The organism is Variovorax sp. 10L421 (assembly GCF_056395365.1).
Window position 1 is genome coordinate 56,446 of the sequence record NZ_JBFTJJ010000015.1, and the last position, 23,812, is coordinate 80,257.

The window sequence follows — 23,812 nt, forward strand, 5'->3', positions numbered from 1 at the left end:
TTGCCGCGCGCTGCGGTCTCTTCGGGAAACACCGAGGAACCGGCTTTGCCGGGCCTTTGGTGTTGCCCCCGGTAGGGGGAAGGCGAAGCGACACGAAGTGCGCGCAGCCTGGGGGCGAGCATTATTTAGCTTTTCCCGGATCCTTCACGCCCTTGATCACGTCGAACTCGACGTTGTAGAGCTGTCCGTCCTTCTTCTCGACCTTGCGCAGGTACACGTCCTGCACGATGTCGCGCGTCTGCGCATCGATCAGAACCGGGCCGCGCGGGCTCTCGAAGACCTGGCCCTTCATGGCCGCCAGCAGCGCTTCGCCGCCGCCCTGGCCCTTGGTGGTCTTGAGCGCTTCGTAGATCACGCGCATGCCGTCATAGCCGCCCACGGCCATGAAGTTGGGGCGCATCTTGGGGTTGGCCTTCTGGAAGGCCTCGACGAACTTCTTGTTCATCGCCGAGGGGTGCGCGGCCGAGTAGTGGTGCGAGGTGACCACGCCCAGCGCGCCGTCGCCCATGTCGTTGAGCTGGTCGTCGTCCGTCACGTCGCCGGTGGCGATCATCTTGATGCCGGCCTTGTCCATGCCGCGCTCGAGGAACTGCTTCATCACGGCCGCGCCCGCGCCCGAGGGCACGAAGACGAACAGCGCGTCGGGCTTGGCGTCGCGAACCTTCTGCAGGAACGGGGCGAAGTCGGGGTTGCGCAGCGGCACGCGCAGCTTCTCGAGCACCTTGCCGCCGTTGAGCTGGAAGCGCTCGCTGAAGAACTTCTCGGCGTCGTTCCCGGGACCGTAGTCCGCCACCAGCGTGACGACTGTCTTCACGCCGTTCTTCGGCGCCCAGTCGCCCATGGCCACCGACACCTGCGGCAGCGTGAAGCTCGAACGGATGATGTAGGGCGAAGCTTCGGTGATGCTCGACGTGGCGGCGGCCATCACCACTTCAGGCGTCTTCGACTGCGTGGCGATCGGCGCCACGGCCAGCGCCAGCGGCGTGAGGCCGAAGCCGGCCAGCACGTTGACCTTGTCGTTCACCACCAGTTCCTGAGCCAGGCGCTTGGTGACGTCGGGCAGGCCGGTGTCGTCCTTGACGATCAGCTCGACCTTCTTGCCGGCCACGGTGTCGCCGTTCTGGGCCATGTAGAGGCGCGCGGCAGCTTCGATCTGGCGGCCGGTGGAGGCCGACTGGCCCGTCATCGGCAGGATCAGGCCGATCTTGAACTTGTTGTCCTGGGCGCTGGCCAGCGACATTGAAAGCGCTAGCGCCGACAGGGCGGCGGTCTGGATGAGATGGCGTCTTTGCATGGTTTTTCCTTTGAGGGGCGGAACGCGAACCCGGGCTATTTTCAACACTTTGCAACACCCGGCGGAGCTGGCAATCACCTAGCGGTCTCCGACGGGATTCTTTGTTGCGCGATAACCAGATGAACCGCGCGATCATCGCGCATGGCAGCTTCCGCCTGCGTGCGTGCCGGCTGTCGGCGCAGTAGGCGCAGCCGCGCCGGGTCGTTTGATTCAAGCCGCCGATGTTTCGAAGGCGATACGATGTTCCGCTCGTTCCCCCATCACGACGGAGTCATCCATGTCCCAGCACGCCGCCTTGCCCGCCCGCTACGACCACGTGGGCAGTTTCCTGCGCCCCAAGTACCTGCTCGAAGCGCGCGAGCAGAAGGCCAAGGGCGAGATCACGCCCGAGCAGCTTCGCCTGGTCGAAGACAAGGCCATCACCGAGATCGTCCGCTTCCAGGAAGACATCGGCCTGAAGAGCATCACCGACGGCGAGTTCCGCCGCACCTACTTCCACATCGACTTCCTCGACCAGCTCGGCGGCGTGAAGACCGACATTCCGGTCACCATCCGCAAGCCCGACGGCACCGAGGAACTGGCGCCGCCCGCGATGCGCGTGATCGACAAGGTGCGCCACGTGAAGGACATCCAGCTCGCCGACTTCCAGTACCTCAAGAGCCAGGTTTCGGCGGGCCGCACGCCGAAGGTGACCATCCCCTCGCCGACCATGCTGCACTTCCGCGGCGGCCGCGCCGGCATCAGCAAGGAACACTATCCCGAGCTCGACCCGGTGTTCTACGACGACGTGGCCAAGGCCTATGGCGACGAGCTGCGCTCGCTGGCTGCAGCCGGCTGCACCTACGTGCAGATGGACGACACCAACCTGGCCTACCTGTGCGACGAGCACATGCGCGAAGCCGCCCGCAAGCGCGGCGACGACCCCAACGAGCTGCCGCACCGCTACGCCGCCTTCATCAACAAGGTGGTCGCGCAGAAGCCGCCGGGCATGCTGCTGGCCATGCACCTGTGCCGCGGCAACTTCAAGAGCACGCACGCAGCGGCCGGCAACTACGAACCGGTGGCCGAGGCGCTGCTGAAAGAGATGGATCTCGACGCCTACTTCATGGAATACGACGACGCCCGCTCGGGCGACTTCAAGCCGCTGCGCTACCTGCCCAAGGGCAAGACCGTGGTGCTCGGCCTCGTGACCACCAAGTTCGGCGAGATGGAAGACAAGGACGAGCTCAAGCGCCGGATCGAAGATGCCACCAAGTACGCCCCGCTCGAACAGCTCGCGCTATCGCCGCAATGCGGCTTCTCCAGCACGGTGCACGGCAACAACATCGCCGTGGAAGCGCAGCGCGCCAAGCTGCGCCTCGTGGTCGAGACTGCACAGGAAGTCTGGGGCTCGACCTGAAGCGCCATTTCTGTTGAAGTCGGGGCCCATGACGATTCACATCTACTCCGGCCCCCTCAGCATGTTCGGCGCCAAGGTCGAGATCGCGGCGCGCGAAAAAGGCCTTGCCTTCGAACTGGTCATGGTGCCGTTCATCGAGGGCGACGCCTACGAGCCCAAGCACCCGGTGGTGCTGCGGGTCAACCCGGTCAAGCAGCAGGTGCCCGTACTGACCGACGAGATCGACGGCGGGGTCGAGCTGTTCGACTCGACGCAGATCTTCGAATACCTCGAAGACCGCTACCCCGCCCCTGCGCTGTGGCCCGAGGGCATCGCCGAACGGGCCCGCGCACGGCAGCTGGAGCAGAAGTCCGACGAGGTCTTCTTTCCCAACGTCATCAAGCTCTTCGGCCTGCAGCACGACATGCACAGCGCCGCGGCGATCGCGGCCTGCGCCGGCTGCGCGCGCTTCTATGAAGAAATGGAAGGCCTGCTGGCCACGCGCGTGTACCTCGCCGGCCCCTACTCCTTCGCCGACATCGCCTTCTACATGGCCTGCGTGTTCGCCGACCGCAAGGGCGCCGGCATGACCGACGCCACGCCGCGCCTGCTGGCCTGGCGCACACGCGTGGGCGACCGCCCCGCGGTGCGCGCGGTGGTCGACCCGATGATGCGGTTCCTGGCCTCGCAGGGGCGCGGCGTGCCGGCCTTCCTCCAACGCTGAAGGCCGGCGGCGCTGAGGCATCATCGCTCCATGCCGATCACAGGGTTCGACTGGCTGCCCTCCCCTTCGCAGCATTTCCTCGTCGTCACTTTCGCATTGCTGGTCTACGTCCTGACCACGCGCGCGCGCCGCGAGCAGCGCGCACCCACCACGGCCATCGCCTGGGTCATGGGGCTGGTGCTGATGCCCTATTTCATCCTGCCGATGTACCTGCTGTTCGGCCAGCGCAAGCTGCGCCCGGCGGGCTCGCCGCGGCCGCCGCGCTCGGTGCCGCCGGGCCACTGGGCGGCCGACCTGATCGAGAGCTTCGGCCTCGCTCCGCCGGGGCGCTGCGCGATCCGCATGCATGCCGAAGGCGAGGCCGCGCGCGAGGCGCTGTGGCAGGTGATCGACGGCGCGCGCGAGCGCATCGACGTGTGCACCTTCATCATCGGCGACGACCCACTCGGCCATGCGGTGATCGAGCGGCTCGCCAGGCGGGCGCGCGAGGGGCTCAAGGTGCGGGTGCTGCTCGACGGCTTCGGCGCGCTGTCGCTGCCGCGCCATCACTTCGACCGGCTGCGCGCGGCGGGCGGCGAGGTGGCGGTGTTCCGCCCCTTCTTCAGCCTGCGCCGCATCGGGCCGCGCAACCTGCGCAACCACCGCAAGTTCACCATTGCCGACGACAGCTGGCTCTGGTCGGGCGGGCGCAACCTCGCGGGCGAGTATTTCACCGGCAACGACAAGCATCCCGAGGCCTGGTACGACCTGTCGTTCGATCTGCGCGGCAGCGTGGCCGCGGCGGCGGCGCGCCAGTTCGACCACGACTGGACCTCGGTGCGCAGCCGCAAGGCCCGCGCCATCACGTGCGACGACGTTGCCGAGGGCCCGGGCACGGCCATGGCCCAGTTCCTGCCGAGCGGCCCCGACCAGACTGAGGACACGGCGCATGCCTTGCTGATCGACGCGTGCTTCCGCGCCGAGCAACGCATCCTCGCGATCACGCCCTACTTCGTGCCCGGCGACGGCCTGCGCGACGCACTGCGGCTGGCCGCGCGGCGCGGCGTGCAGGTGACCATCGCGATGCCGGCGAAGTCGAACCACCGACTGGCCGACTTCGTGCGCGCACGCGCCATGCGCGACCTGGCACGCGCGGGCGTGAGCTTTCGCATGCTCCCGTTCATGGCGCACGCCAAGGCCGTGGTGGTGGACGACGAACTCGCCATCTGCGGCTCCATCAACCTCGACCTGCGCAGCCTGCTGCTGAATCACGAGGCCGCCGTGGTGTTCTACGGCCAGGACCACATTGACTGGCTGGCCGAGTGGATCGAGACCACCGCGTCGGCCGGCGAACCCTACCGCGCGCGGCGACCGGGGCTGCTGCGCGACGTGGCCGAGGGGCTGCTGCTTACCGTCGCTTTCCAGCTGTAGTCGGCTCGGCGGCCTTGGCGTCCTTTGCCACGGCGTCGAGCCCGGCGAGCACGTAGCGCATCAGGTCGTCCGCCAGCGCCTGCGTGTCTTTCAAGGCCGGCAGCACCTTGCTGCTCAGGTCCTTGGGCGCCACCGTCATCACCAGGCACGGCAGCACCGTGAGCAGCAGGCTGCGCTGCACCGAGGGATGGTCGCCGGGCAAGCCCATGATCTCGCCGATGATGCCGCGCAGCAGCTTGGCCTTGGGCAGCACCGCCCGCTGGATCATCGCCGGCATGGCCGGCGACGGCGACAGCGCCTCGCGCAGCACCACCCGGAAGCCCCACGGCGCCTTCGGCTGCGCGCTCATCTCGACCATGTGCGTGAGGAAGGCGCGCAGCTTGAGCCGCGCATCGGTGGACTCCATGGACAGCGCCATCAGCTCGTCGAGGCTCACCAGTTGCCGGTGCGCCTCGATCAGCACCGCCTCGTAGAGCCCGTCGCGGCCGCCGAAGTGGTAGTTGATCGCGGCCATGTTGGTGCCCGCGCGGGTGCAGATTTCCTTGCTGGTGCTCTGCGCGAAACCCTGCGCCGCGAACAGCCGCCCCGCGGTCTCGAGGATGTGCAGGCGCGTGGTGTTGCCGTCGGTGCGCGGAGTGCGGGTTGCCATTCCTCGAGGCTAACCCAAACGAAAAAATACTTCAAATTCAAATTTCAATTTGATAACATCACACAGGGCCGGGGACAGAAGCAGCCTCGTCAGGACACACACCATGAACAGGAAACCGCTTATCGCCATCGCCGCCGTGGCAGTCATCGCGGCAGCAGGCGGCTGGTGGTACGCGCACCGCTCGGCCGCGCCCTCCGACCAGCTCGTGCTGTACGGCAACGTCGACCTGCGCCAGGTCTCGCTGGCCTTCAACGCCAACGAGCGCGTGGCCGAGCTGACGGTACGCGAAGGCGACCGCGTGCGCGCCGGGCAGGTACTGGGCCGGCTCGACACCCGCTCGCTGGTGCTGCGCGCGGCGCAGTCGCAGGCGCGCATCGGCGTGCAGGAGCAGGTCCTGCTGCGCCTGAAGACCGGCAGCCGCCCCGAGGAGGTGGCGCAGGCCGGCGCCCAGGTGGCCGCCGCGCAGGCCGATGCCGATCTGGCGCAGCAGCAGCTCGCGCGCCTGCAGGCCATCGGCGCCACCACGGCCGGCCGCGCGGTGAGCCAGCAGGATCTCGACAACGCGCAGGCCAGGCGCAAGGTGGCGCTGGCGCAGCTCGACAACGCGCACAAGGCGCAGCAGCTGGTTGTCACCGGGCCGCGCAAGGAAGACATCGGGCAGGCGCAGGCCCAGCTCGAATCGGCCCGCGCCGAACTCGCACTCATGAACCACCAGCTCGCGGAGGCCGAGCTCAAGGCGCCCATCGACGCCGTCGTGCGCGCCCGGCTGCTCGAACCGGGCGAGATGGCCTCGCCGCAGCGCCCGGCCTTCACGCTCGCCATCACCGATCCCAAGTGGGTGCGCGCCTACGTGGCCGAACCCGACCTCGGCCGCGTGCGCGCCGGGCAGGAGGCCCGCGTGAGCACCGACAGCCAACCCGGCGAGGCCATCGCGGGCAAGGTCGGCTACATCTCGTCGGTGGCCGAGTTCACGCCCAAGACGGTGCAGACGGAGGAGCTGCGCAGCAGCCTCGTCTACGAGATCCGCGTGATGGTCGACGACAAGGAGGACCGGCTGCGGCTCGGCATGCCGGCGACCGTGCGGCTGCAGCTGGCTTCGACGGGCAGGCCCTGAATGACCGTCCTTCTTCCCGCATTGCTCCCTTCCCCTCTGGGGGAGGGCTGGGGTGGGGGCAGACGGCGTACCCGTCGAGCGCTCTGCCTGCCCCCATCCCAGCCTTCCCCCAGCGGGGGAAGGAGCAAGACTTCCCACACGGAGGGCTGTTGAATGCAAGCCGTGGCCGGGCGCTCGCTGCACAAGCGCTTCGTGCCGAAGGCGCCGGCCGCGGCCGTGCACGCGCTCGACGACGTGTCGCTCGAAGTACCCGCCGGCACGCTCACCGCGCTGGTCGGTCCCGACGGCGCAGGCAAGACCACGCTGCTGCGCCTCATGGCCGGCCTGATGCGCGCCGACCAGGGCGAGCTTCGCGTGCTCGGCATCGACGTGTCGGCCGACCCGCAGGCGGTGCAGGACCGCATCAGCTACATGCCGCAGCGCTTCGGCCTCTACGACGACCTCAGCGTGCAGGAGAACCTCGACCTCTACGCCGACCTGCACGGCGTGCCGCGCACGCAGCGGCGCGAGCGCTACGCACGGCTGATGGAAATGACCGACCTCGGCCGCTTCACCACCCGCCCCGCCGGCAAGCTCTCGGGCGGCATGAAGCAGAAGCTCGGCCTGGCCTGCACGCTGGTGCGCTCGCCCGACCTGCTGCTGCTCGACGAGCCGACTGTGGGCGTGGACCCGCTCTCGCGCCGCGAGCTGTGGGAGATCGTGCAGCAACTGGTCGACGACGAAAAGCTCTCGGTCATCGTCAGCACCGCCTACCTCGACGAGGCCGAGCGCTGCAGCCATGTGTTCGTGCTGCGCGGCGGCAAGCTGCTGGCGCAGGGCGCGCCCGGCGAACTGCGCGACCGGGCGCGCGGCCTGTGCTTTGTCGCAACGCCGTCCGACAGCGAGCCGCCGCGATTGCTTCAGGCTCGCCTGCTCGACGCGCGGCAGGACATCGTCGATGCAGTGCCGCAGGGCGGCGAGGTGCGCTTCATCCGCCGCGAGGAAGCAGACGGCGCGCGGCTCGACGCGCTGCTCGACGGCGCGCACACCGAGCCCGTCGCGCCGCGCCTCGAAGACGGCTTCATGATGCTGCTGCGAACGCAGCCATCGCCCGCCAGCGACACCATTCCGCCAGCCGCCATGGCGACGCCCGACGGCCAATCGGGCGAGGTGGTCATCGAGGTCAAGGACCTCGTGCGCCGCTTCGGTGATTTCGTCGCCGTGGCCAACACCAGCTTCTCGGTTCGGCGCGGCGAAATCTTCGGCCTGCTCGGCCCTAACGGCGCGGGCAAGACCACCACCTTCCGCATGCTCTGCGGCCTGCTGCCCGCCAGCGGCGGCCAGTTGCGCGTGGCCGGCGTCGACCTGCGGCATGCACGCGCACAGGCGCGCCAGCGCATCGGCTACGTCTCGCAGAAGTTCGCGCTCTACGGCAACCTCACGGTGCGCGAGAACCTCTCGTTCTTCGGGGGGGCCTACGGCCTGCGCGGCGCGAAGCTGCGCGAGCGGATGGACACGGTGCTGCACCAGTTCGACCTTGCCCAGGCACTCGACACGCCCAGCAGCCAACTGGCCGGCGGCTACAGGCAGCGCCTGGCGATGGCCACCGGCCTGCTGCACGAGCCCGAGATCCTGTTCCTCGACGAACCCACCAGCGGCGCCGACCCGCTCGCGCGCCGCGAGTTCTGGCGCCGCATCACGGCGCTGTCGGAAGGCGGCACCACAGTCGTCATCACCACGCACTTCATGGAAGAGGCGGAGTACTGCGACCGCATCGTGATCCAGGACGCAGGCAAGGTGCTGGCCATCGGCACGCCGCAGGAGGTGCGCGCGCAAGCGCTGGGCGAGGAAGACAGCGAGAGACGCATCGACATGGAACAGGCCTTCATCGGCATCGTCGAGAAGGCGCGGCACAAGAGCACGGAAGAGGTGGCGGCATGAACGGCTTCCGGTCCCGCCTGGTCTCCCTCACGCGCAAGGAGTTCCGCCAGCTGCTGCGCGACCGCAGCAACCTCGCCATCGGCATCCTGCTACCGATGGTGCTGATCCTGATCTTCGGCTACGGCATGTCGCTCGACGTGAAGAACGCGCCCGTGGCCGTGGTCATGGAAGACGCCTCGCCGACCGCGCACGAGGCCATTGCCGGGCTGCAGCTCTCGCCCACCATTGCGCCGGTCCTGCTGGGCTCGATGCACGACGCCGAGGAACTGATGCGCGAGCGCAAGGTCGACGGCATCGTGCGCGTGCCGGCCGATTTCTCCCGCGCGCTCGCCGCCGGCAACGCACGCGTGCAGCTCATCGTGCACGGCTCGGACGCGGGGCGCGCGAGCATCATCAAGGCCTACGTGAGCGGCGCCCTCGCGCAAGCGGGCGTGCGGCAGGCGGACCGCAGCGGCGACGCTGCCGGCGCCGCGGCCGCAGGCAGCGTCGCCGTCGAGCAGCGCATGTGGTTCAACGCCGCGAACACCAGCACCTGGTATCTGGTGCCGGGCTTGATCGTGCTCATCATGACGCTGGTCGGCGCCTTCCTCACGGCGCTGGTGATGGCGCGCGAATGGGAGCGCGGCACGCTGGAGGCGCTGTTCGTCACACCGGTGCGGCCGGTCGAGATCCTGCTGGCCAAGATCATTCCGTACTTCGCGGTCGGCATGCTGGGCCTTACGCTGTGCCTGCTCTCCGCGCGCTACCTGTTCGCCGTGCCCATGTACGGCTCGCTGCTGGTGGTGGTGTTCAGCTCGATGCTGTACCTGATCGTGGCCGTGAGCCTGGGTCTCGTGATCTCGTCGGTCACGCGCAACCAGTTCCTCGCGAGCCAGGTGGCTCTGATCGCGACCTTCATGCCTTCGATGATGCTGTCGGGCTTCCTGTTCGATCTGCGCAACGTGCCCACTGCCGTTCGGGTGGTGGGGCACCTGCTGCCGGCCACCTATTTCATGGATCTGATCAAGACGCTGTTCCTCGCCGGTGACGTGTGGCCGCTGATCTGGCGCAACTGCGCGATCCTGCTGGCGTACGCGGTGGGCCTGCTGCTGGTGGCGCGCGCGGTAACTCGCAAGAGCCTCGACTGAGGGCCGAAGCCATGGTCGATTTCCTCATGCGCATCGCCAACCTCTGCCGCAAGGAGCTGCTGACGATCCTCAAGGACCCGGCCACGCGCGCCATCCTGGTCGCGCCGGCATTGCTGCAGAGCCTGGTCTTCGGCTACGGCGCGACCTACGACCTCACCAACGTGCCCTATGCGTTGCTCGACCAGAGCCGCAACGGCGCCTCGTCCGAACTCATCGCGCACCTGGACAGCACGGGCGTCTTCCACCGCGTGGCCACGCTGCGCTCGCAGGCCGACATCCGCGAGGTGGTCGACACCGAGCAGGCGCTGCTCGTCATCCAGATTCCCGCCAACTTCGAGCAGCAGCTCAGCGCGGGGCAGACCACGACGATCCAGCTGATCCTCGATGCGCGCAACTCCAACACCGCGGGCTCGGCGGCGGGCTACGTGAGCGCGGTGGTCGAACGCTACAACGCGGAACTGCGCACGCGCGCGGGCGCCCCGCCGTCGCCGCTGGTCATCGAATCGCGCGCATGGTTCAACCCGAACCTCGAGACGCGCTGGAACCTGCTGCCCGGCATGATCGCTGCGCTCAGCATGCTGCAGACGCTGCTGCTCACCGCGCTGTCGGTGGCGCGCGAGCGCGAGCAAGGCACCTTCGACCAGCTGCTGGTCACGCCGATGTCGCCGCTCGAGATCATGATCGGCAAGGCGCTGCCGCCGGTGCTGGTGGGGCTGGTGCAGTCGTCGCTGATCCTGCTTGTGGCGCTGTTCTGGTTCCGCATTCCGATGGCGGGCTCGCTCGTCACTCTGTACACGGGGCTGGTGTTCTTCACGGTCGCGAGCGTGGGCATCGGCCTGTCGATCTCGGCCGTGTCGGCCAACATGCAGCAGGCCATGCTCTACGCATTCGTGCTGCTCATGCCGCTGATGCTGCTGTCGGGCCTGACCACGCCGGTGCGCAACATGCCAGACGTGCTGCAGGTGGCCACGCTGGCCAACCCGCTGCGCTTTGCCATCGATCTCGTGCAGCGCGTGTACCTCGAAGGCGTGGGGCTGGGCACGGTCTGGCACAACCTGATTCCGCTCGCAGTCATCGCCGCCATCACGCTGCCGCTGGCGGCCTGGCTGTTCCGCAACCGTCTTGTCTGAAACCGGGAGCACGCCATGCCTCTTCTGTCCGCTCCTCGCGCCGCGACCGCGTTCGCCTTCTCCCTGTTGCTCTCCGGCTGCGCCGTAGGACCCGACCACAAACCGGCCGAGGTGCGCACGCCCGCCGACTGGACTGCCTGGCACGGCGGCTCGCCCGCGCTGCTGGGCGCGGAACGGCAGGGCGCTTCCACCGGCGGCATCGCATCCGGCGATTGGAAGGCCTTCAACGATCCGGTGCTCGACCGTCTCGAAGCCATGGTGCTCGCAAGCAACCCCGACCTTCAGACTGCCGCCCTGCGCTTCGCACAAAGCCGCGTGCAGCGCACCACCACGGCGGCGCAGCAGGGGCCGCAGGTGAACGCGAGCGCCGGCGTCACACGGCAGCGCCAGAGCGAAAGCGGTGCCGCCACGCGGATGATCGATGCGATCGGCTCGTCGGTCTCCAACCGCGACCAGCTCATTCACACGCTCAGCGAGCCCTACAACCTTTACCAGGCCGGCTTCGATGCCTCGTGGGAGATCGACCTGTGGGGCCGCGTGCGCCGGGCCATCGAGGCGGCCGATGCCGACACGAGCGCCTCGTCCGCGCTGCTGCGGCAGGCCCGGCTCAGCGTGCAGGCCGAGCTGGCGCGCAACTACTTCGAGCTGCGCGGCACGCAACGCGAACTGCGCATCGCGCGCGCCGACATCGCGGCAGCCGCCGAGTCGCTCGAACTGGTGCAGGCGCGCGCCGACAGCGGCCTCGTCACCGACCTGGACCCGGTGCGCCAGCGCGCGCTGGTCGCCGAACTGCGCGCGCGCATTCCCGCGCTGCTGCTGCAGGAGGCCGATGCGACGAACCGCATCACGCTGCTGGCCGGTGCCGCGCCCGGCGCGCTGAACACCGAGCTGGCCGACACCGCCACCGGCGACGCACTCGACGCCCCGGCGCTCCCCGCCCTCGCGCTGGGCCAGCCCGCCGAACTCGCGCRCCGCCGCCCCGACATCGCGGCGGCCGAGGCGCAGCTGCATGCCGCCACGGCCCGCATCGGCGTGGCCGTGGCCGATCTCTATCCTCGCGTGACGCTGGGCGCCGGCTTCGGCTACGAATCGGTGGGCAGCGAGCGTTTCGGTGAATGGGGCAGCCGGCAATGGCACGTGGGCCCGTCGATCAGCCTGCCGATCTTCGACAACGGACGCCGCCGCGGCGCCGTCGAACTGCGCGAGCTGCAGCAGCAGGAAGCGGCCGTGGCCTTTCAGCAGACCGTGCTCAAGGCCTGGCACGAGATCGACTCGGCGCTCACCGCCTACGCCGCCGAGCGGCAGCGGCAGACCGAACTGGCCGAGCGCGAGCGCCGCGGCCGCGACGCGCTGGTGCTGGCGGCTGCCCGCTACAAGGGCGGCCTCACCGACCTGGGCGTCGAGCTCGACGCGCGCCGCGCCCTGCTGCAGGCGCGGCGCGACCAGGCGCAGAGCGCCAGCCGGCTCGCGGTCGGGCTGGTGGCCGTCTACAAGGCACTGGGCGGCGAGGCCGTGGCGTCGGCCAGCATGCGCGTCGAAGGCCTGCGACCCGAAGACCTCTGATTCAAGCCCTGTTGGTAAAGCTCGCGTTGCCCAGCCCCGTGCCGATGGTCAGCACGCCCCAGTGCCGCACGTCGCGCATGAAGGGCAGTTCGCTCAGGCCCTGCACCACCGCGTCGTTGTGCATCGGCACCAGCGTCGGGCCCGAGCCCAGCATCGGCATGCGCTGCCACAGCTGGCTCGGCAGGTGGAAGGCGTGGCTGTCCCAGTCGCCGGGCAGGTTCTGCGCGCCGCGCGCGATGAAACCGTCCGGCCGAATCAGGCCCGGGCAACCAATGCCGACGAAGGGCGCGAGCCGGATCTTCCTGCGCTCGCTGTAGCGCACCATGTCTTCCAGCATGTCGGCGATGTGCTCGACCATGCCGCCGCGGTCGGGCCCTTCGTCCGCATGGCGCCACTTCTCGCGCCGCACCACCTTCGCGAGCGAGAAGTCGCGCGCCTTGCGGTGGCGTGTCTTCACGATGCCGCAGCGCACGTTGGTGCCGCCGATGTCCACCGCGAGGATCGCGTCGTGCTTCTTCAGCATGGCGCGCGGCACAAGGTGCGCCCAGCCGATCAGTCCGCCGTCGTCCACGTCGTGCGAGAGGCGGCCGATCTGCACGTGCAGGCCCATCTCCTCGAGGATGGCCCCAGTCTGCAGGATGGCGCGCTCGCCCACGTCGCTCTCGGAAAAGCCGCCGCCGACCACGATGCGCTGCACCTTCCGCCACGAGGGCTGGCGCATGAAGCGCTGGATCACCAGGGCCAGCTCCTGCGCGAACTCCTCGATGGCGCCATGCATCACATCGGAGGCCTCGGACGCCTTTCCTCCCTGCAGCGCGCGGTCGAGTTCCCCCTTGCCGAGGTCGCGCGAATGCAAGCCGCCCAGCGGGTCCTTTCCCTTCCTGCGGCGGCGCTTGCGCCAGCGTTCGAGCAGGTCGCGAAAGGCCGTCTGGCTGGCCTGGTCGCCGACGAAACCGTCCTTGTCGCGCAGCTGCAGGCTGTAGCCGTCGACCTGCACGCCCGGCAGCTCGCGCAGGCCGTGGACGTCGGGGCCGGGGTGTTCGTTCTTCGTGGAGCGGGTCTTCATGGCAACCGACTGTGGGCCCGATCAGCGGCCCGCCCCATCGGCACCGCGCACCACGGCGTGTAGGAGAGCGGCGGGTGCGCCAAACGGAACGATGTCTATACACTGGCCCGGATGCATCTGCCCCGCTGTTTCTGGCGCGCCGCCCTGCTGTACGCCCTCGCATGGCTTGCCGTCGCGCCGGCCCCCGCACGAGCCGCGGACGAGACGCTGCGCGTGGGCTCCAAGCGCTTCACCGAGTCGTACATCCTGGCCGAACTGCTGGCGCAGACGGCCGCACCGCACACCGCCTCGCCGCCCGTCGTGCGGCAAGGCCTGGGCAACACGGCCATCGTGTACGAGGCGCTGCGCTCGGGCGCCATCGACCTGTACGCCGAATACACCGGCACCATCGCGCTCGAGATCCTCAAGGGCTCGCCGGCGGACACGCGCGAGGCCATGAACGCGGCGCTCGCGCCGATGGGCCTGGGCGTGGCCATTCCGCTGGGCTTCAACGACGGCTATGCGCTCGCGGTGCGCGCCGCCGACGCCGAGCGGCTGGGCCTGCGCACGCTGAGCGACCTGGCGAAGCACCCCGAGCTGAAGTTCGGCCTGTCGAACGAATTCATCGGCCGCGCGGACGGCTGGAAGGGCCTGGCCGGGCGCTACGGCTTCACGCAGATGCCCACCGGGCTCGACCACGGGTTGGCCTACGACGCGGTGGCCGCGAAGCAGATCGACGTGATCGACATCTACACCACCGACGCCAAGATCGACCACCTCGGCCTGCGCGTGCTGGAAGACGACAGGAAATACTTTCCGCGCTACGACGCGGTGGTGCTCTACAAGCTCGACCTGCCCACGCGGCTGCCGCTGGCCTGGGCCGCGTTGAAGACGCTCGAAGGCCGCGTCGACGAGCGCGCGATGATCGCGATGAATGCGCGGGCCGAGCTGCAGAGCGTGCCCTTCGACACCATCGCGCGCGACTTCCTCGCGAGCACGGGCAAGGGCGCGAAGGCGCAGCCGCAGGAAGCGCGGCGCGGCTTCATGGCCAAGCTGTTCGGGCCGGACCTGTGGAAGCTCGCGCGGCAGCATCTGCTGTTGGTGGCGGTGTCGGTCGGCGTCGCGATTCTCATCGGCGTGCCGCTGGCGATCCTGGTGTTTGCGCATGTGCGGCTGCGCGCGGTGGTGCTGGGTTTCGCGAGCCTGCTGCAGACAGTGCCGTCGCTGGCGCTGCTGGCCGTGCTGATCTCGATGCTGGGCGCCATCGGCGCGCTGCCCGCGCTGATCGCGCTGACGCTCTATTCGCTGCTGCCGATCATGCGCAACACGGTGACGGGCCTGGCCGAGGTGCCCAACGGCCTGCGGATGGCCGGCACCGCACTCGGCATGACGCCGCCGCAGAGCCTTCGGCTGGTGCTGCTGCCGCTGGCACTGCCCACGCTGCTGGCGGGCGTGCGCACCGCGACCTCGATCGCCATCGGCACGGCGACCATCGCGGCCTTCATCGGTGCGGGCGGCTTCGGCGAGCGCATCGTGACGGGGCTGGCGCTCAACGACCGCGAACTGCTCGTTGCGGGCGCATTGCCGGCGGCTGCGCTGGCGTTGCTGAGCGAGGGCCTGTTCGAACTCGTGGAGTACTTGATGCGGCGGCGGCGTCGTGTGCCGCCGTCTTCGCCACCTTCCTGAATTCGGGGGGCTTTCTTTCGGGGTGTGTGCGAAGGGCACCGGGTGGCTCCCTCCGCGAATGTCCCCCGCCTTCGGCTCCTCCTTTATTTTGCTGCGGGAGCCACCCGGTGCCCTTCGCACAATGGACGCTGCCGTTGTGCTGGCTGATCAACCAGTGCTCTGATCAATCACGCTGGCGGGGTGCTCTGCGCAGCGAAATAAAGGAGGAGGCCAAAGGCCGGGGGACATTCGCGGAGCAGAGTACCCGTCGGCGTGAGCGCACCCCGAACACGACAGCGTGCCCAGAGCCACCCACGACCAAAGGATCAGGCCAGTGTGTAAGCCGTCTTCACAGTGGTGAAGAACTCCTGCGCATACTTGCCCTGCTCGCGCGGACCATAGCTCGAACCCTTGCGGCCGCCGAACGGCACGTGGTAGTCGACGCCAGCCGTCGGCAGGTTGACCATCACCATGCCCGCCTGGCTGTGGCGCTTGAAGTGCGTGGCGTACTTCAGGCTCGTGGTCGCAATGCCCGCCGAGAGGCCGAACTCTGTGTCGTTGGCCGTTGCCAGCGCCTCTTCGTAGTTCTTCACGCGGATCACGCTCGCGACCGGCCCGAAGATCTCTTCCTTGTTGATGCGCATGGCCGCGGCCGATTCGCTGAAGAGCGCGGGCGACATGTAGTAGCCGTCGGTCTCCAGCTTCAGCAGCTCGCCGCCGGCAGCCAGCGTGGCGCCCTCGCCCTTGCCGATGGCAACGTATTCCATGTCCTGGTCGAGCTGCGACTTGGACGAGACGGGGCCGATGTCGGTGCCCTGCGCGAGCGCATCGCCGACCTTGATCTTGGCCATGCGCGCCTTCATCGCCTCGATGAACTTGGGGTAGATGCCTTCGGTCACGATGAGGCGGCTCGACGCGGTGCAGCGCTGGCCGGTGGAATAGAACGCGCTTTGCACGCTGAGCTCCACGGCCTGCGCGAGGTCGGCGTCGTCCAGGATCACCTGCGGGTTCTTGCCGCCCATTTCGAGCTGCACCTTCTTGTGGTTGGTGACGCACTGCACGGCGATGTTGCGGCCCACGCCGACCGAGCCCGTGAAGCTGATCGCATGGATGCCGGGGTGGTTGACCAGCGCGTTGCCGATCACGCTGCCGCGGCCCATCACGAGGTTGAACACGCCGGCCGGGATGCCCGAGCGGCTGATGATCTCGGCCAGCGCCCAGGCGCAGCCAGGCACGAGGTCGGCAGGCTTCAGGACCACGCAGTTGCCGAAAGCGAGCGCAGGCGCGATCTTCCAGGCCGGGATGGCGATGGGGAAGTTCCACGGCGTGATGAGGCCGACCACGCCGACCGGCTCGCGCGTGATCTCCACGCCGATGTTGGGCCGCACCGAAGGCAGCACCTCGCCCGACAGGCGCAGGCATTCGCCGGCGAAGAACTTGAAGATCTGGCCCGCGCGCGTGGCTTCGCCGATGCCTTCGGCGCGGGTTTTGCCTTCTTCACGGGCCAGCAGCGTGCCGAGTTCTTCCTTGCGCGCGAGGATTTCGGTACCGATCTTGTCGAGCGCATCGGAGCGCGCCTGGATGCTGCCCGTAGCCCAGGCCGGGAAGGCGGCGGTGGCGGCAGCCACGGCGGCCTCGACGTGCGACGCGTCGCCCTGCGTGTACTGGCCGAGCACGTCGGACAGGTTGCTGGGGTTGACGTTGGGGCTGTAGCTTGCGCCGGCACGCCATTCGCCGCCGATCAGGTTGTCGAAGTTTTGCATGAGGGGTTCCTTGCTGCTCGATGGAAAGAAAGAAGCCGGAGCACTGTGTGTCCGGCTGCGGAAATGGAAACGGGGGACTAAACCTTCAACGGACCATGCAAGGTTTTTTGTTGTCGAAAGTCCATCCCGGAATCAAGTATTGCATCGCCTGCGCGTCGTTGCGCGCGCCCAGGCCGTGCTTCAGGTAGAGCTGGTGCGCCTTCTCGACTTCATCCATGTCGAGTTCCACGCCCAAGCCGCCGCGCGTGGGCACCTTCACGAAGCCGCCTTCGATCTGCAGCGGCTCTTTCGTCAGGTGCTGGCCGTCCTGCCAGATCCAGTGCGTGTCGATCGCGGTGACCTTGCCCGGCGCCGCGGCCGCCACGTGCGTGAACATGGCGAGCGACACGTCGAAGTGGTTGTTCGAATGCGAGCCCCAGGTCAGGCCCCAGGCCTGGCACAGCTGCGCCACGCGCACGGAGCCCTGCAGGGTCCAGAAGTGCGGATCGGCCAGCGGAATGTCGACCGACTGCAGCGACAGGCTGTGCACCATCTCGCGCCAGTCGGTGGCCACCATGTTGGTGGCGGTCGGCAGGCCGGTGGCGCGGCGGAACTCGGCCATCACCTCGCGGCCCGAGAACACGCCTTCGGCGCCGCACGGGTCTTCGGCATAGGCCATCACGCCGTGCAGGTCGCGGCACAGGCGAATCGCGTCGGCGAGCAGCCAGCCGCCGTTCGGGTCGAGCGTGACGCGCGCCTGCGGAAAGCGCTCGTGCAGCGCGCGGATGGCCTCGACTTCTTCCTCGCCGCGCAGCACGCCGCCCTTGAGCTTGAAATCGGTGAAACCATAGCGCGCATGCGTGGCCTCGGCGAGGCGCACGATGGCCTCGGGCGTCATGGCTTCTTCATGGCGCAGGCGGAACCAGTCGTTGTCGGCGCCGGGGTCGCTTTCGTACGGCAGGTCGGTCTTGTTGCGGTCGCCCACATAGAAGAGGTAGCCGAGCATCTGCACCGCGTCGCGCTGCTGGCCTTCGCCGAGCAGGGCCGCCACGGGCACTTCGAGATGCTGACCGAGCAGGTCGAGCAACGCCGCTTCGACGGCCGTCACTGCATGGATGGTCACGCGCAGGTCGAAGGTCTGCAGGCCGCGGCCGCCGCTGTCGCGGTTGGCGAAGGCGCTGCGCATGCTGTTGAGCACGGCGTTGTGGCGGCCGATGGGCTGGCCGACGATGAGGCCGCGCGCGTCTTCGAGCGTCTGGCGGATCTTCTCGCCGCCCGGCACTTCGCCGACGCCGGTGTGGCCGGCGCTGTCGGTCAGGATCAGCAGGTTGCGCGTGAAGAACGGACCGTGCGCGCCGCTGAGGTTCATCAGCATGCTGTCGTGGCCCGCGACGGGAATCACGCGCATGCCGGTGACGACGGGGGCACCGGTGACGGGAGAAGTGGAATCTGAAGATGTCATTTTCGAATCAATCCAAAACCATGCCGACCCCCTCGGGAAACACCGCGGGACCGGCTCTGCCGGGGCCGCTGGTGTTGCTCCGGCAAGGGTGTGCGCGAAGCCTGGGGAGCATTAGATCCTCACGGCCTGGCGGGCGAGCAGCTTCCAGCTTCCGCCCTGCTTCTGCCAGACGCCGAGGATCTTCAGCGCCACCTTGCCTGGCTTGCCCGAATCGTTGGTGTCGGCCGCGAGCGTGTGGCGCACGATGGCAGTCTGGCCGTCGACCACCTTGATGGTCTGGTCGGTGATCGTGATGGCCACGAAGTCCGACTTGCCGTCCACCAGGTCGCCGATGAAGCTGGCCTTGGTGTCGACCTTGCCGCTCGAGTGGCCATAGCTCAGGTCGTCGGCCACCAGTGCACCGAGCGCGGCGGCGGTCGGATCGATCATCGCAATGCGCAGGCGCTCGGCGGCGGCTGCCACTTCGGGCGAGGCCGATGCCGCATTGCCCGCCGGCATCATCGAGCACCCTGAGAACGCGGCCGCCGCGGCGGCAATCAGGAAGAGCTTCTTGAGGAACATTGCCTTGTCTCCGTGTTGTTGTTCGTGTTCGACGGCTTGCCGGCTTACTGCGGGCCGAGCGCGTCGATCAGCGCCTTGAGCTGTTCCATCTCGGCGGGCTTCAGGTCGGTGAGCGGCGCTCGCACGGGGCCCGCGTCGTGGCCGACGATCTTGGCGCCGGCCTTCACGATGCTCACGGCATAGCCCGGCGTGCGGTTGCGCAGTTCGAGGTACGGCATGAAGAAGTTCTTCAGCAGGCGGTGCTGCGTCGGCAGGTCGTCGGCGGCCACGGCCTTGTAGAAGTCCATGGCGGTCTTCGGAATGAAGTTGAAGACGGCCGACGAATACACCGGCGTGCCCATTGCCTTGTAGGCAGCGGCATAGACCTCGGCCGTAGGCAGGCCGCCCAGGTAGGCGAAGCGGTCGCCCATCTTCTGGTAGATGGCGACCATGGCCTCGATGTCGCCGATGCCGTCCTTGAAGCCGACGAGATTCGGGTTGCGCTCGGCCAGGCCGGCGAGCGTGTCGGGTTTCAGGCGGCTGGTGGCGCGGTTGTAGACGATCACGCCGAACTTCACGCTCTTGCACACGGCCTCGACGTGCGCGGCCAGGCCTTCCTGGCCGGCTTCGGTGAGGTAGTGCGGCAGCAGCAGGATGCCGTGCGCGCCAGCCTTCTCGGCGGCTTGCGCGCACTGGATGGCGAAGCGCGTGGGGCCGCCGGCGCCGGCAATGATCGGCACCACGCCGCGGCAGGTGTCGACAGCCGTCTGGATGATGCCGGGGTACTCGTCGCCAGTCAGCGAGAAGAACTCGCCCGTGCCGCCGGCCGCGAACAGAGCGCTCGCGCCGTAGGGAGCGAGCCATTCGAGGCGCTCGACGTAGCCCTTCTTGTTGAAGTCGCCGTTGCTGTCGAAGTCGGTCAGCGGAAACGAGAGCAGGCCGGAGCCCATGATGGTCTTGAGTTCTTGCGGGTTCATCGGGAAGAGTCCAGTGAAGTTTTTGAAAAATGAAGAAGATTCAAAGGGCGGCGATGCGGCTGCCGCCAGGTCGCCCCAAGGCGGGCCGCGCCCCACCCTCGGGGGGTGGCGAATTACACGGAGCGAAGCGAGTGAAGAGCCGGGGGGCAGACATGACTAGTCGAGCCTGACGTTGGCCTCTTTGATGACTTGCGCCCAGCGCGCGCGCTCCTTGGCGAAGAACTGGTCCTGCTCGGGCGCGGCCATGGTCACGACCTCTGCGCCCTGCCCCGCGAGGCGCGCGCGGATGTCGGGCGTGCGGATGATGCGCACCAGTTCCTTGTTGAGCCGGGCGATCACCGCGTCGGGCACGCCGCGCGCCGCGACAACGCCCTGCCAGGTGCCCGACTCGTAGCCGGGGACGCCCTGCTCCGCGATGGTCGGCACGCTGCCGATCAGCGGCATGCGCGTGGCTTTCGACACGGCGATCAGCTTGAGCTTGCCGGACTGCACCTGTGGATAGGTGGCGAGCATGCCGTTCATCAGCACCTGCGTCTGGCCCGACACGGTGTCGAGCACCGCCTGCACGCCGCCCTTGTAGGGCACGTATTCCCACTTGGCGCCGACCTTGCGCTGCAGCTCGATGCCGGCCAGGTGCGCGGTGCTGCCGCTGGCGGTCACGGCGAAGTTGAGATCGCTTTTCTTCGAGAGCTCGACCAGTTCCTTCAGCGTGTTCGCCTGCACCGAGGGATGCACCACCAGCAGGTGCGGCGAGTAGGCCAGCATGGAAACGCTGCGCAGGTCCTTCGACGGATCGAAAGGCAGCTTGGGATACAGCGACGGGCTGATGGCCAGCGCGCCGAGGTCGCACAGCATCAGCGTGTAGCCGTCGGCCGGTGCCTTGGCCAGCAGGTCGGCGCCGAGGTTGCCGTTGGCGCCGGCCTTGTTGTCGATGATCACCGACTGGCCCAGCGCCTCCGACAGCGGCTGGCTGATGGACCGCGCAATGATGTCGGACGAGCCTCCCGGCGGGTACGGGACGATGATGCGGATCGGCTTCGAGGGCCAGTTGCCGCCCCCGCCCTGCTGCGCGCCCTGCGCGATGGCGCTCAGCGGCAGGTTGGCGGCCAGGGTGGTGGCGAGTGCGGCACCGAGTGCGCCGCGCCGGTTGATGGTCATGCTGCCTCCAGTTGTTCGATGGTTCGTCATGGCTTCGCCCGTGCCCGAGCGAGTTATCAGTCATCGTACAACCAGAAAAACAACTTGTCCAGCCTGGCCGGCAAGAAAAATTCAGCTGGAGGGAGTGTCGTCGGACGACGGCGCGGCCGTGCCTGCGGCCGCATCGGCCTTCGCCTTCTGCTGCGCGGCCTCCTGCGCCAGGCGCAGCCGCTCGCGGCTGTTGGTCAGGTGGATGCGCATGGCCGCGCGCGCCGACTCGGGATCGCGCCGCGCGATGGCCGCGTAGATCTCCTCGTGCTCGCGGTTGACCCGGTTCAGATAGGGCGCGCCACCCTCGTGCGTGCGGATGGCGCTGATACGCGTACGCGGAATGAGCGTGGTGCCCAGGTGCCGCATGATGTCCGCGAAATAGGGGTTGCCGGTCGACTCGGCGATCTGCAGGTGGAAGCGGAAGTCCGGCCCCACGGTGTCGCCCGCCACGACCACGTTGCGCTCGAAATCGTCGAGCGCCTGGCGCATGGCAACCAACTGCTCGTCGGTGCGGCGGCTCGCAGCAAGGCCGGCCGACTCGGTCTCCAGGCTGATGCGCAGCTCCAGCACGGCCAGCACGTCGACCGATGCGGCAATCTCCCCGGGATCGAGGCGAAACACCCCGCCCGCCCGCGGCTGCAGCACGAAGGTGCCCACGCCGTGCAGCGTCTCGACCAGCCCGCCGGCCTGCAGCTTCGACAGCGCCTCGCGCACCACGGTGCGGCTCACGCCATAAGCCTGCATGATGGCCGACTCGGTCGGCAGCTTGTCGCCCGGGCGCAGCGACTGGCTGCGGATTTTTTCGCCCAGGTCTTCCACCAGCCCATGCGCGAGGCCGCGTGCGCGCTGGCGCGGGCGCCCCACGAAAGCGACTCCCGCAGCCGAAGCGGCAGACGCCGTTTCCGCTGGCGCTTGTGATTCCAAGGGATTACCCGCAGTCGACTGAGCCATGGCCACGATGATAATCTCCAACTAGTTGTACGACAACAGATAACTCGATTCACATCTCCTGGCGCCGCCGGCCATTTCGCCTGCGGCTTTCGGCTTCCACGGCACCGACATGCAGCCCTTTGACTTTGCTCCGTCGGCATCGTACCGGCCGCTTTCAGCAAAGCACCGTGACGGCGGGCCCTCGGAAACCATGACTCCTGAATGTATGGACGCGCAACGATGACAGACAAGAAGATGAACCGCCTCCTCCTGACCGGCGCGGCCGGCGGACTCGGCAAGGTGCTGCGCGAGCGGCTCAAGCCCTTTGCCGGCACGCTGCGCCTGTCGGACATCGCTTCGCTTTCGCCAGCCGTGGACGCGAGCGAGGAAGTCGTGCCCTGCGACCTCTCGGACAAGGCGGCAGTGCATGCGCTGGTCGAAGGCTGCGACGCCATCGTCCACCTGGGCGGCGTGTCGGTGGAGCGCCCGTTCGAGGAAATCCTCGAAGCCAACATCAAGGGCGTGTTCAATGTCTACGAAGCGGCGCGCCGCCACGGCGTGAAGCGCGTGGTGTTCGCGAGTTCGAACCACGTGATCGGCTTCTACAAGCAGAGCGAACACATCGACGCGCACGCCGTGCGCCGGCCCGACGGCTACTACGGCCTGTCGAAATCCTTCGGCGAGGACGTGGCGCAGTTCTACTTCGACCGCTGGGGCATCGAGACCGTGAGCATCCGCATCGGCTCCTCGTTCCCGGAGCCCGCCAACCGCCGCATGATGAGCACCTGGCTCAGCTATCGCGACCTGACGACGCTGATCGCGAAGTCGCTGTTCACGCCGGACGTGAAGCACACGGTGGTCTACGGCATGTCGAGCAATCGCGACGTGTGGTGGGACAACAGCGCGGCCGCGCACCTGGGCTTCGTGCCGCAAGACAGCTCGGAGGTGTTTCGCGACAAGGTCGAAGCACAACCACCTGTCGCCCCCACCGACCCGAACGCCATCTACCAGGGCGGCGCCTTCACCGCGCAAGGCCCCTTCGGCGATGCAAGCTGAACTGGTTCTCGACGCGCGCAACGGCACCGGCGAAAGCCCGGTGTGGCATGCCGGGCAGCAGGCGCTGTACTGGGTCGACATTCCGGCGCGCACACTGAACCGCTGGCACGCGAGCGAAGGCCACACGCAATGGACGGCGAACGAAATGATCGCCTGCATCGCGCCGCGCGCCGACGTTCCCGGCGAATGGATCGCCGGCATGGAAAGCGGCCTGTTCTCGCTGAAGCCGCAGGCCGATGGCACGTTGGCCGCCAGCCCGCTCGCCCCCGTCGCGCACGCGGCACCGGCCATGCGCTTCAACGACGGCCGCTGCGACCGACAGGGCCGCTTCTGGGCCGGCACGATGCTGCTCGACATGGCGGCCGGCGCGCGCATCGGCCGCCTCTACCGCTACGGCAAGGGCAGCGACAACGCCGCTGAGCGCCTCGGCGATCTCATCGTGCCCAACGGCCTGGCCTTCAGCCCGGACGGCCGCACGATGTACCTCTCGGACTCGCACCCCAGCGTACAAGCCGTCTGGGCCTTCGACTACGACACGGACACCGGCACGCCCACCAACCGCCGCCTGTTCATCGACATGAGGCCCCTGCCCGGCCGTCCCGACGGCGCCGCCATGGACACCGACGGCTGCTACTGGATCTGCGGCAACGACGCTGGCCTGGTGCACCGCTTCACGCCCGACGGCCGGCTCGACCGCTCGCTCGAAGTACCGGTGAAGAAGCCCGCCATGTGCGCCTTTGGCGGCCCGGACCTCGACACCCTCTTCGTCACCTCCATCCGTCCCGGCGGCACCGACCTTTCGGACCAGCCGCTGGCCGGCGGCGTGTTCGCGCTGCGGCCCGGTGCGAAGGGCCTCGCGGAGCCCGCTTTCGGCATCTGACCCTGTTGTTCATCCACT

20 protein-coding genes are annotated in these 23,812 nt (G+C 68.3%); 11 read left to right on the plus strand and 9 right to left on the minus strand.

Annotated elements, in window-relative coordinates; all coding sequences use genetic code 11:
• Nucleotides 1-121: 121 nt before the first annotated feature.
• Nucleotides 122-1,294 carry an ABC transporter substrate-binding protein gene (locus tag AC1DFC_RS19230; protein WP_007830630.1) on the minus strand — a complete coding sequence of 391 codons (1,173 nt, stop codon included), beginning with the start codon at nucleotides 1,292-1,294 and terminating at the stop codon, nucleotides 122-124.
• A gap of 277 nt (nucleotides 1,295-1,571) precedes the next feature.
• Here AC1DFC_RS19230 and AC1DFC_RS19235 point away from each other — a divergent pair, with 277 nt between their 5' ends.
• The 3 genes from AC1DFC_RS19235 to AC1DFC_RS19245 are packed head-to-tail and all read left to right on the plus strand — an operon-like array spanning nucleotide 1,572 to nucleotide 4,806.
• Nucleotides 1,572-2,693, plus strand: a complete 1,122-nt coding sequence (locus AC1DFC_RS19235) for a 5-methyltetrahydropteroyltriglutamate--homocysteine S-methyltransferase (RefSeq protein ID WP_007830629.1) — start codon at nucleotides 1,572-1,574, stop codon at nucleotides 2,691-2,693.
• Nucleotides 2,694-2,721: 28 nt separating this feature from the next.
• The gene (locus tag AC1DFC_RS19240) at nucleotides 2,722-3,396 is read left to right on the plus strand and encodes a glutathione S-transferase family protein (RefSeq protein ID WP_007830628.1); all 675 of its coding nucleotides are present in this window, start codon (nucleotides 2,722-2,724) and stop codon (nucleotides 3,394-3,396) included.
• A gap of 30 nt (nucleotides 3,397-3,426) precedes the next feature.
• The gene (locus AC1DFC_RS19245) at nucleotides 3,427-4,806 is read left to right on the plus strand and encodes a phospholipase D-like domain-containing protein (RefSeq protein ID WP_007830626.1); all 1,380 of its coding nucleotides are present in this window, start codon (nucleotides 3,427-3,429) and stop codon (nucleotides 4,804-4,806) included.
• Here the strand turns inward: AC1DFC_RS19245 and AC1DFC_RS19250 are convergent.
• Nucleotides 4,784-5,455: a TetR/AcrR family transcriptional regulator gene (locus AC1DFC_RS19250; protein WP_007830625.1), complete on the minus strand. Its 672-nt coding sequence runs from the start codon at nucleotides 5,453-5,455 to the stop codon at nucleotides 4,784-4,786. The genes AC1DFC_RS19245 and AC1DFC_RS19250 overlap by 23 nt on opposite strands.
• Before the next feature lie 103 nt (nucleotides 5,456-5,558).
• On the opposite strand from AC1DFC_RS19250, the gene AC1DFC_RS19255 reads away from it, so the two are divergent.
• The 5 genes from AC1DFC_RS19255 (at nucleotide 5,559) to AC1DFC_RS19275 (ending at nucleotide 12,309) form a co-directional block, all read left to right on the plus strand.
• Nucleotides 5,559-6,569: an HlyD family secretion protein gene (locus AC1DFC_RS19255; protein WP_007830624.1), complete on the plus strand. Its 1,011-nt coding sequence runs from the start codon at nucleotides 5,559-5,561 to the stop codon at nucleotides 6,567-6,569.
• A 153-nt stretch (nucleotides 6,570-6,722) separates the two neighbouring features.
• Nucleotides 6,723-8,489, plus strand: a complete 1,767-nt coding sequence (locus tag AC1DFC_RS19260) for an ATP-binding cassette domain-containing protein (RefSeq protein ID WP_007838530.1) — start codon at nucleotides 6,723-6,725, stop codon at nucleotides 8,487-8,489.
• Nucleotides 8,486-9,616: an ABC transporter permease gene (locus tag AC1DFC_RS19265; protein WP_007838528.1), complete on the plus strand. Its 1,131-nt coding sequence runs from the start codon at nucleotides 8,486-8,488 to the stop codon at nucleotides 9,614-9,616. The genes AC1DFC_RS19260 and AC1DFC_RS19265 overlap by 4 nt, the downstream gene beginning before the upstream one ends.
• An 11-nt stretch (nucleotides 9,617-9,627) precedes the next feature.
• Entirely contained in the window at nucleotides 9,628-10,746 is a 1,119-nt protein-coding gene (locus AC1DFC_RS19270; protein WP_007838526.1) for an ABC transporter permease, read from the plus strand.
• A gap of 15 nt (nucleotides 10,747-10,761) precedes the next feature.
• Nucleotides 10,762-12,309, plus strand: a complete 1,548-nt coding sequence (locus AC1DFC_RS19275) for an efflux transporter outer membrane subunit (RefSeq protein ID WP_478179808.1) — start codon at nucleotides 10,762-10,764, stop codon at nucleotides 12,307-12,309.
• 1 nt (nucleotide 12,310) lies between these two features.
• Here the strand turns inward: AC1DFC_RS19275 and AC1DFC_RS19280 are convergent, their stop codons facing one another.
• A complete protein-coding gene (locus AC1DFC_RS19280) occupies nucleotides 12,311-13,375 on the minus strand; it encodes an ROK family protein (protein WP_478179809.1) in 1,065 nt (354 codons plus the stop codon).
• Nucleotides 13,376-13,486: 111 nt separating this feature from the next.
• Between AC1DFC_RS19280 and AC1DFC_RS19285 the strand changes: the two genes are divergently transcribed.
• Nucleotides 13,487-15,040, plus strand: coding sequence for an ABC transporter permease/substrate-binding protein (locus AC1DFC_RS19285; RefSeq protein WP_478179810.1), 1,554 nt, complete (start codon nucleotides 13,487-13,489; stop codon nucleotides 15,038-15,040).
• A gap of 305 nt (nucleotides 15,041-15,345) precedes the next feature.
• On the opposite strand, the gene AC1DFC_RS19290 is transcribed toward AC1DFC_RS19285, so the two are convergent.
• The 6 genes from AC1DFC_RS19290 to AC1DFC_RS19315 all read right to left on the minus strand — a co-directional run bounded on the left by AC1DFC_RS19290 (nucleotide 15,346) and on the right by AC1DFC_RS19315 (nucleotide 21,879).
• Complete coding sequence (locus tag AC1DFC_RS19290; protein ID WP_478179811.1) at nucleotides 15,346-16,782, minus strand: aldehyde dehydrogenase family protein; 1,437 nt, start codon at nucleotides 16,780-16,782, stop codon at nucleotides 15,346-15,348.
• A gap of 85 nt (nucleotides 16,783-16,867) precedes the next feature.
• A complete protein-coding gene (gudD, locus tag AC1DFC_RS19295; protein ID WP_413314439.1) occupies nucleotides 16,868-18,223 on the minus strand; it encodes a glucarate dehydratase in 1,356 nt (451 codons plus the stop codon).
• Nucleotides 18,224-18,334: 111 nt separating this feature from the next.
• The gene (locus AC1DFC_RS19300; protein WP_007836415.1) at nucleotides 18,335-18,784 is read right to left on the minus strand and encodes a nuclear transport factor 2 family protein; all 450 of its coding nucleotides are present in this window, start codon (nucleotides 18,782-18,784) and stop codon (nucleotides 18,335-18,337) included.
• 44 nt (nucleotides 18,785-18,828) lie between these two features.
• Entirely contained in the window at nucleotides 18,829-19,740 is a 912-nt protein-coding gene (gene kdgD / locus AC1DFC_RS19305; RefSeq protein ID WP_007836417.1) for a 5-dehydro-4-deoxyglucarate dehydratase, read from the minus strand.
• A gap of 156 nt (nucleotides 19,741-19,896) precedes the next feature.
• Nucleotides 19,897-20,898: a Bug family tripartite tricarboxylate transporter substrate binding protein gene (locus tag AC1DFC_RS19310; protein ID WP_478179812.1), complete on the minus strand. Its 1,002-nt coding sequence runs from the start codon at nucleotides 20,896-20,898 to the stop codon at nucleotides 19,897-19,899.
• A 111-nt stretch (nucleotides 20,899-21,009) separates the two neighbouring features.
• Nucleotides 21,010-21,879 (minus strand): FadR/GntR family transcriptional regulator, encoded by an 870-nt coding sequence (locus AC1DFC_RS19315; RefSeq protein ID WP_478179813.1) that lies wholly within the window; start codon nucleotides 21,877-21,879, stop codon nucleotides 21,010-21,012.
• Between the two features lie 219 nt (nucleotides 21,880-22,098).
• Here AC1DFC_RS19315 and AC1DFC_RS19320 point away from each other — a divergent pair, with 219 nt between their 5' ends.
• Nucleotides 22,099-22,914 (plus strand): NAD-dependent epimerase/dehydratase family protein, encoded by an 816-nt coding sequence (locus AC1DFC_RS19320; RefSeq protein ID WP_478179814.1) that lies wholly within the window; start codon nucleotides 22,099-22,101, stop codon nucleotides 22,912-22,914.
• On the plus strand, nucleotides 22,904-23,794 hold the full coding sequence (locus AC1DFC_RS19325; RefSeq protein ID WP_413332365.1) for an SMP-30/gluconolactonase/LRE family protein: 891 nt from the start codon (nucleotides 22,904-22,906) through the stop codon (nucleotides 23,792-23,794). Before AC1DFC_RS19320 ends, AC1DFC_RS19325 begins: the two co-directional genes overlap by 11 nt.
• Nucleotides 23,795-23,812 lie beyond the last annotated feature (18 nt).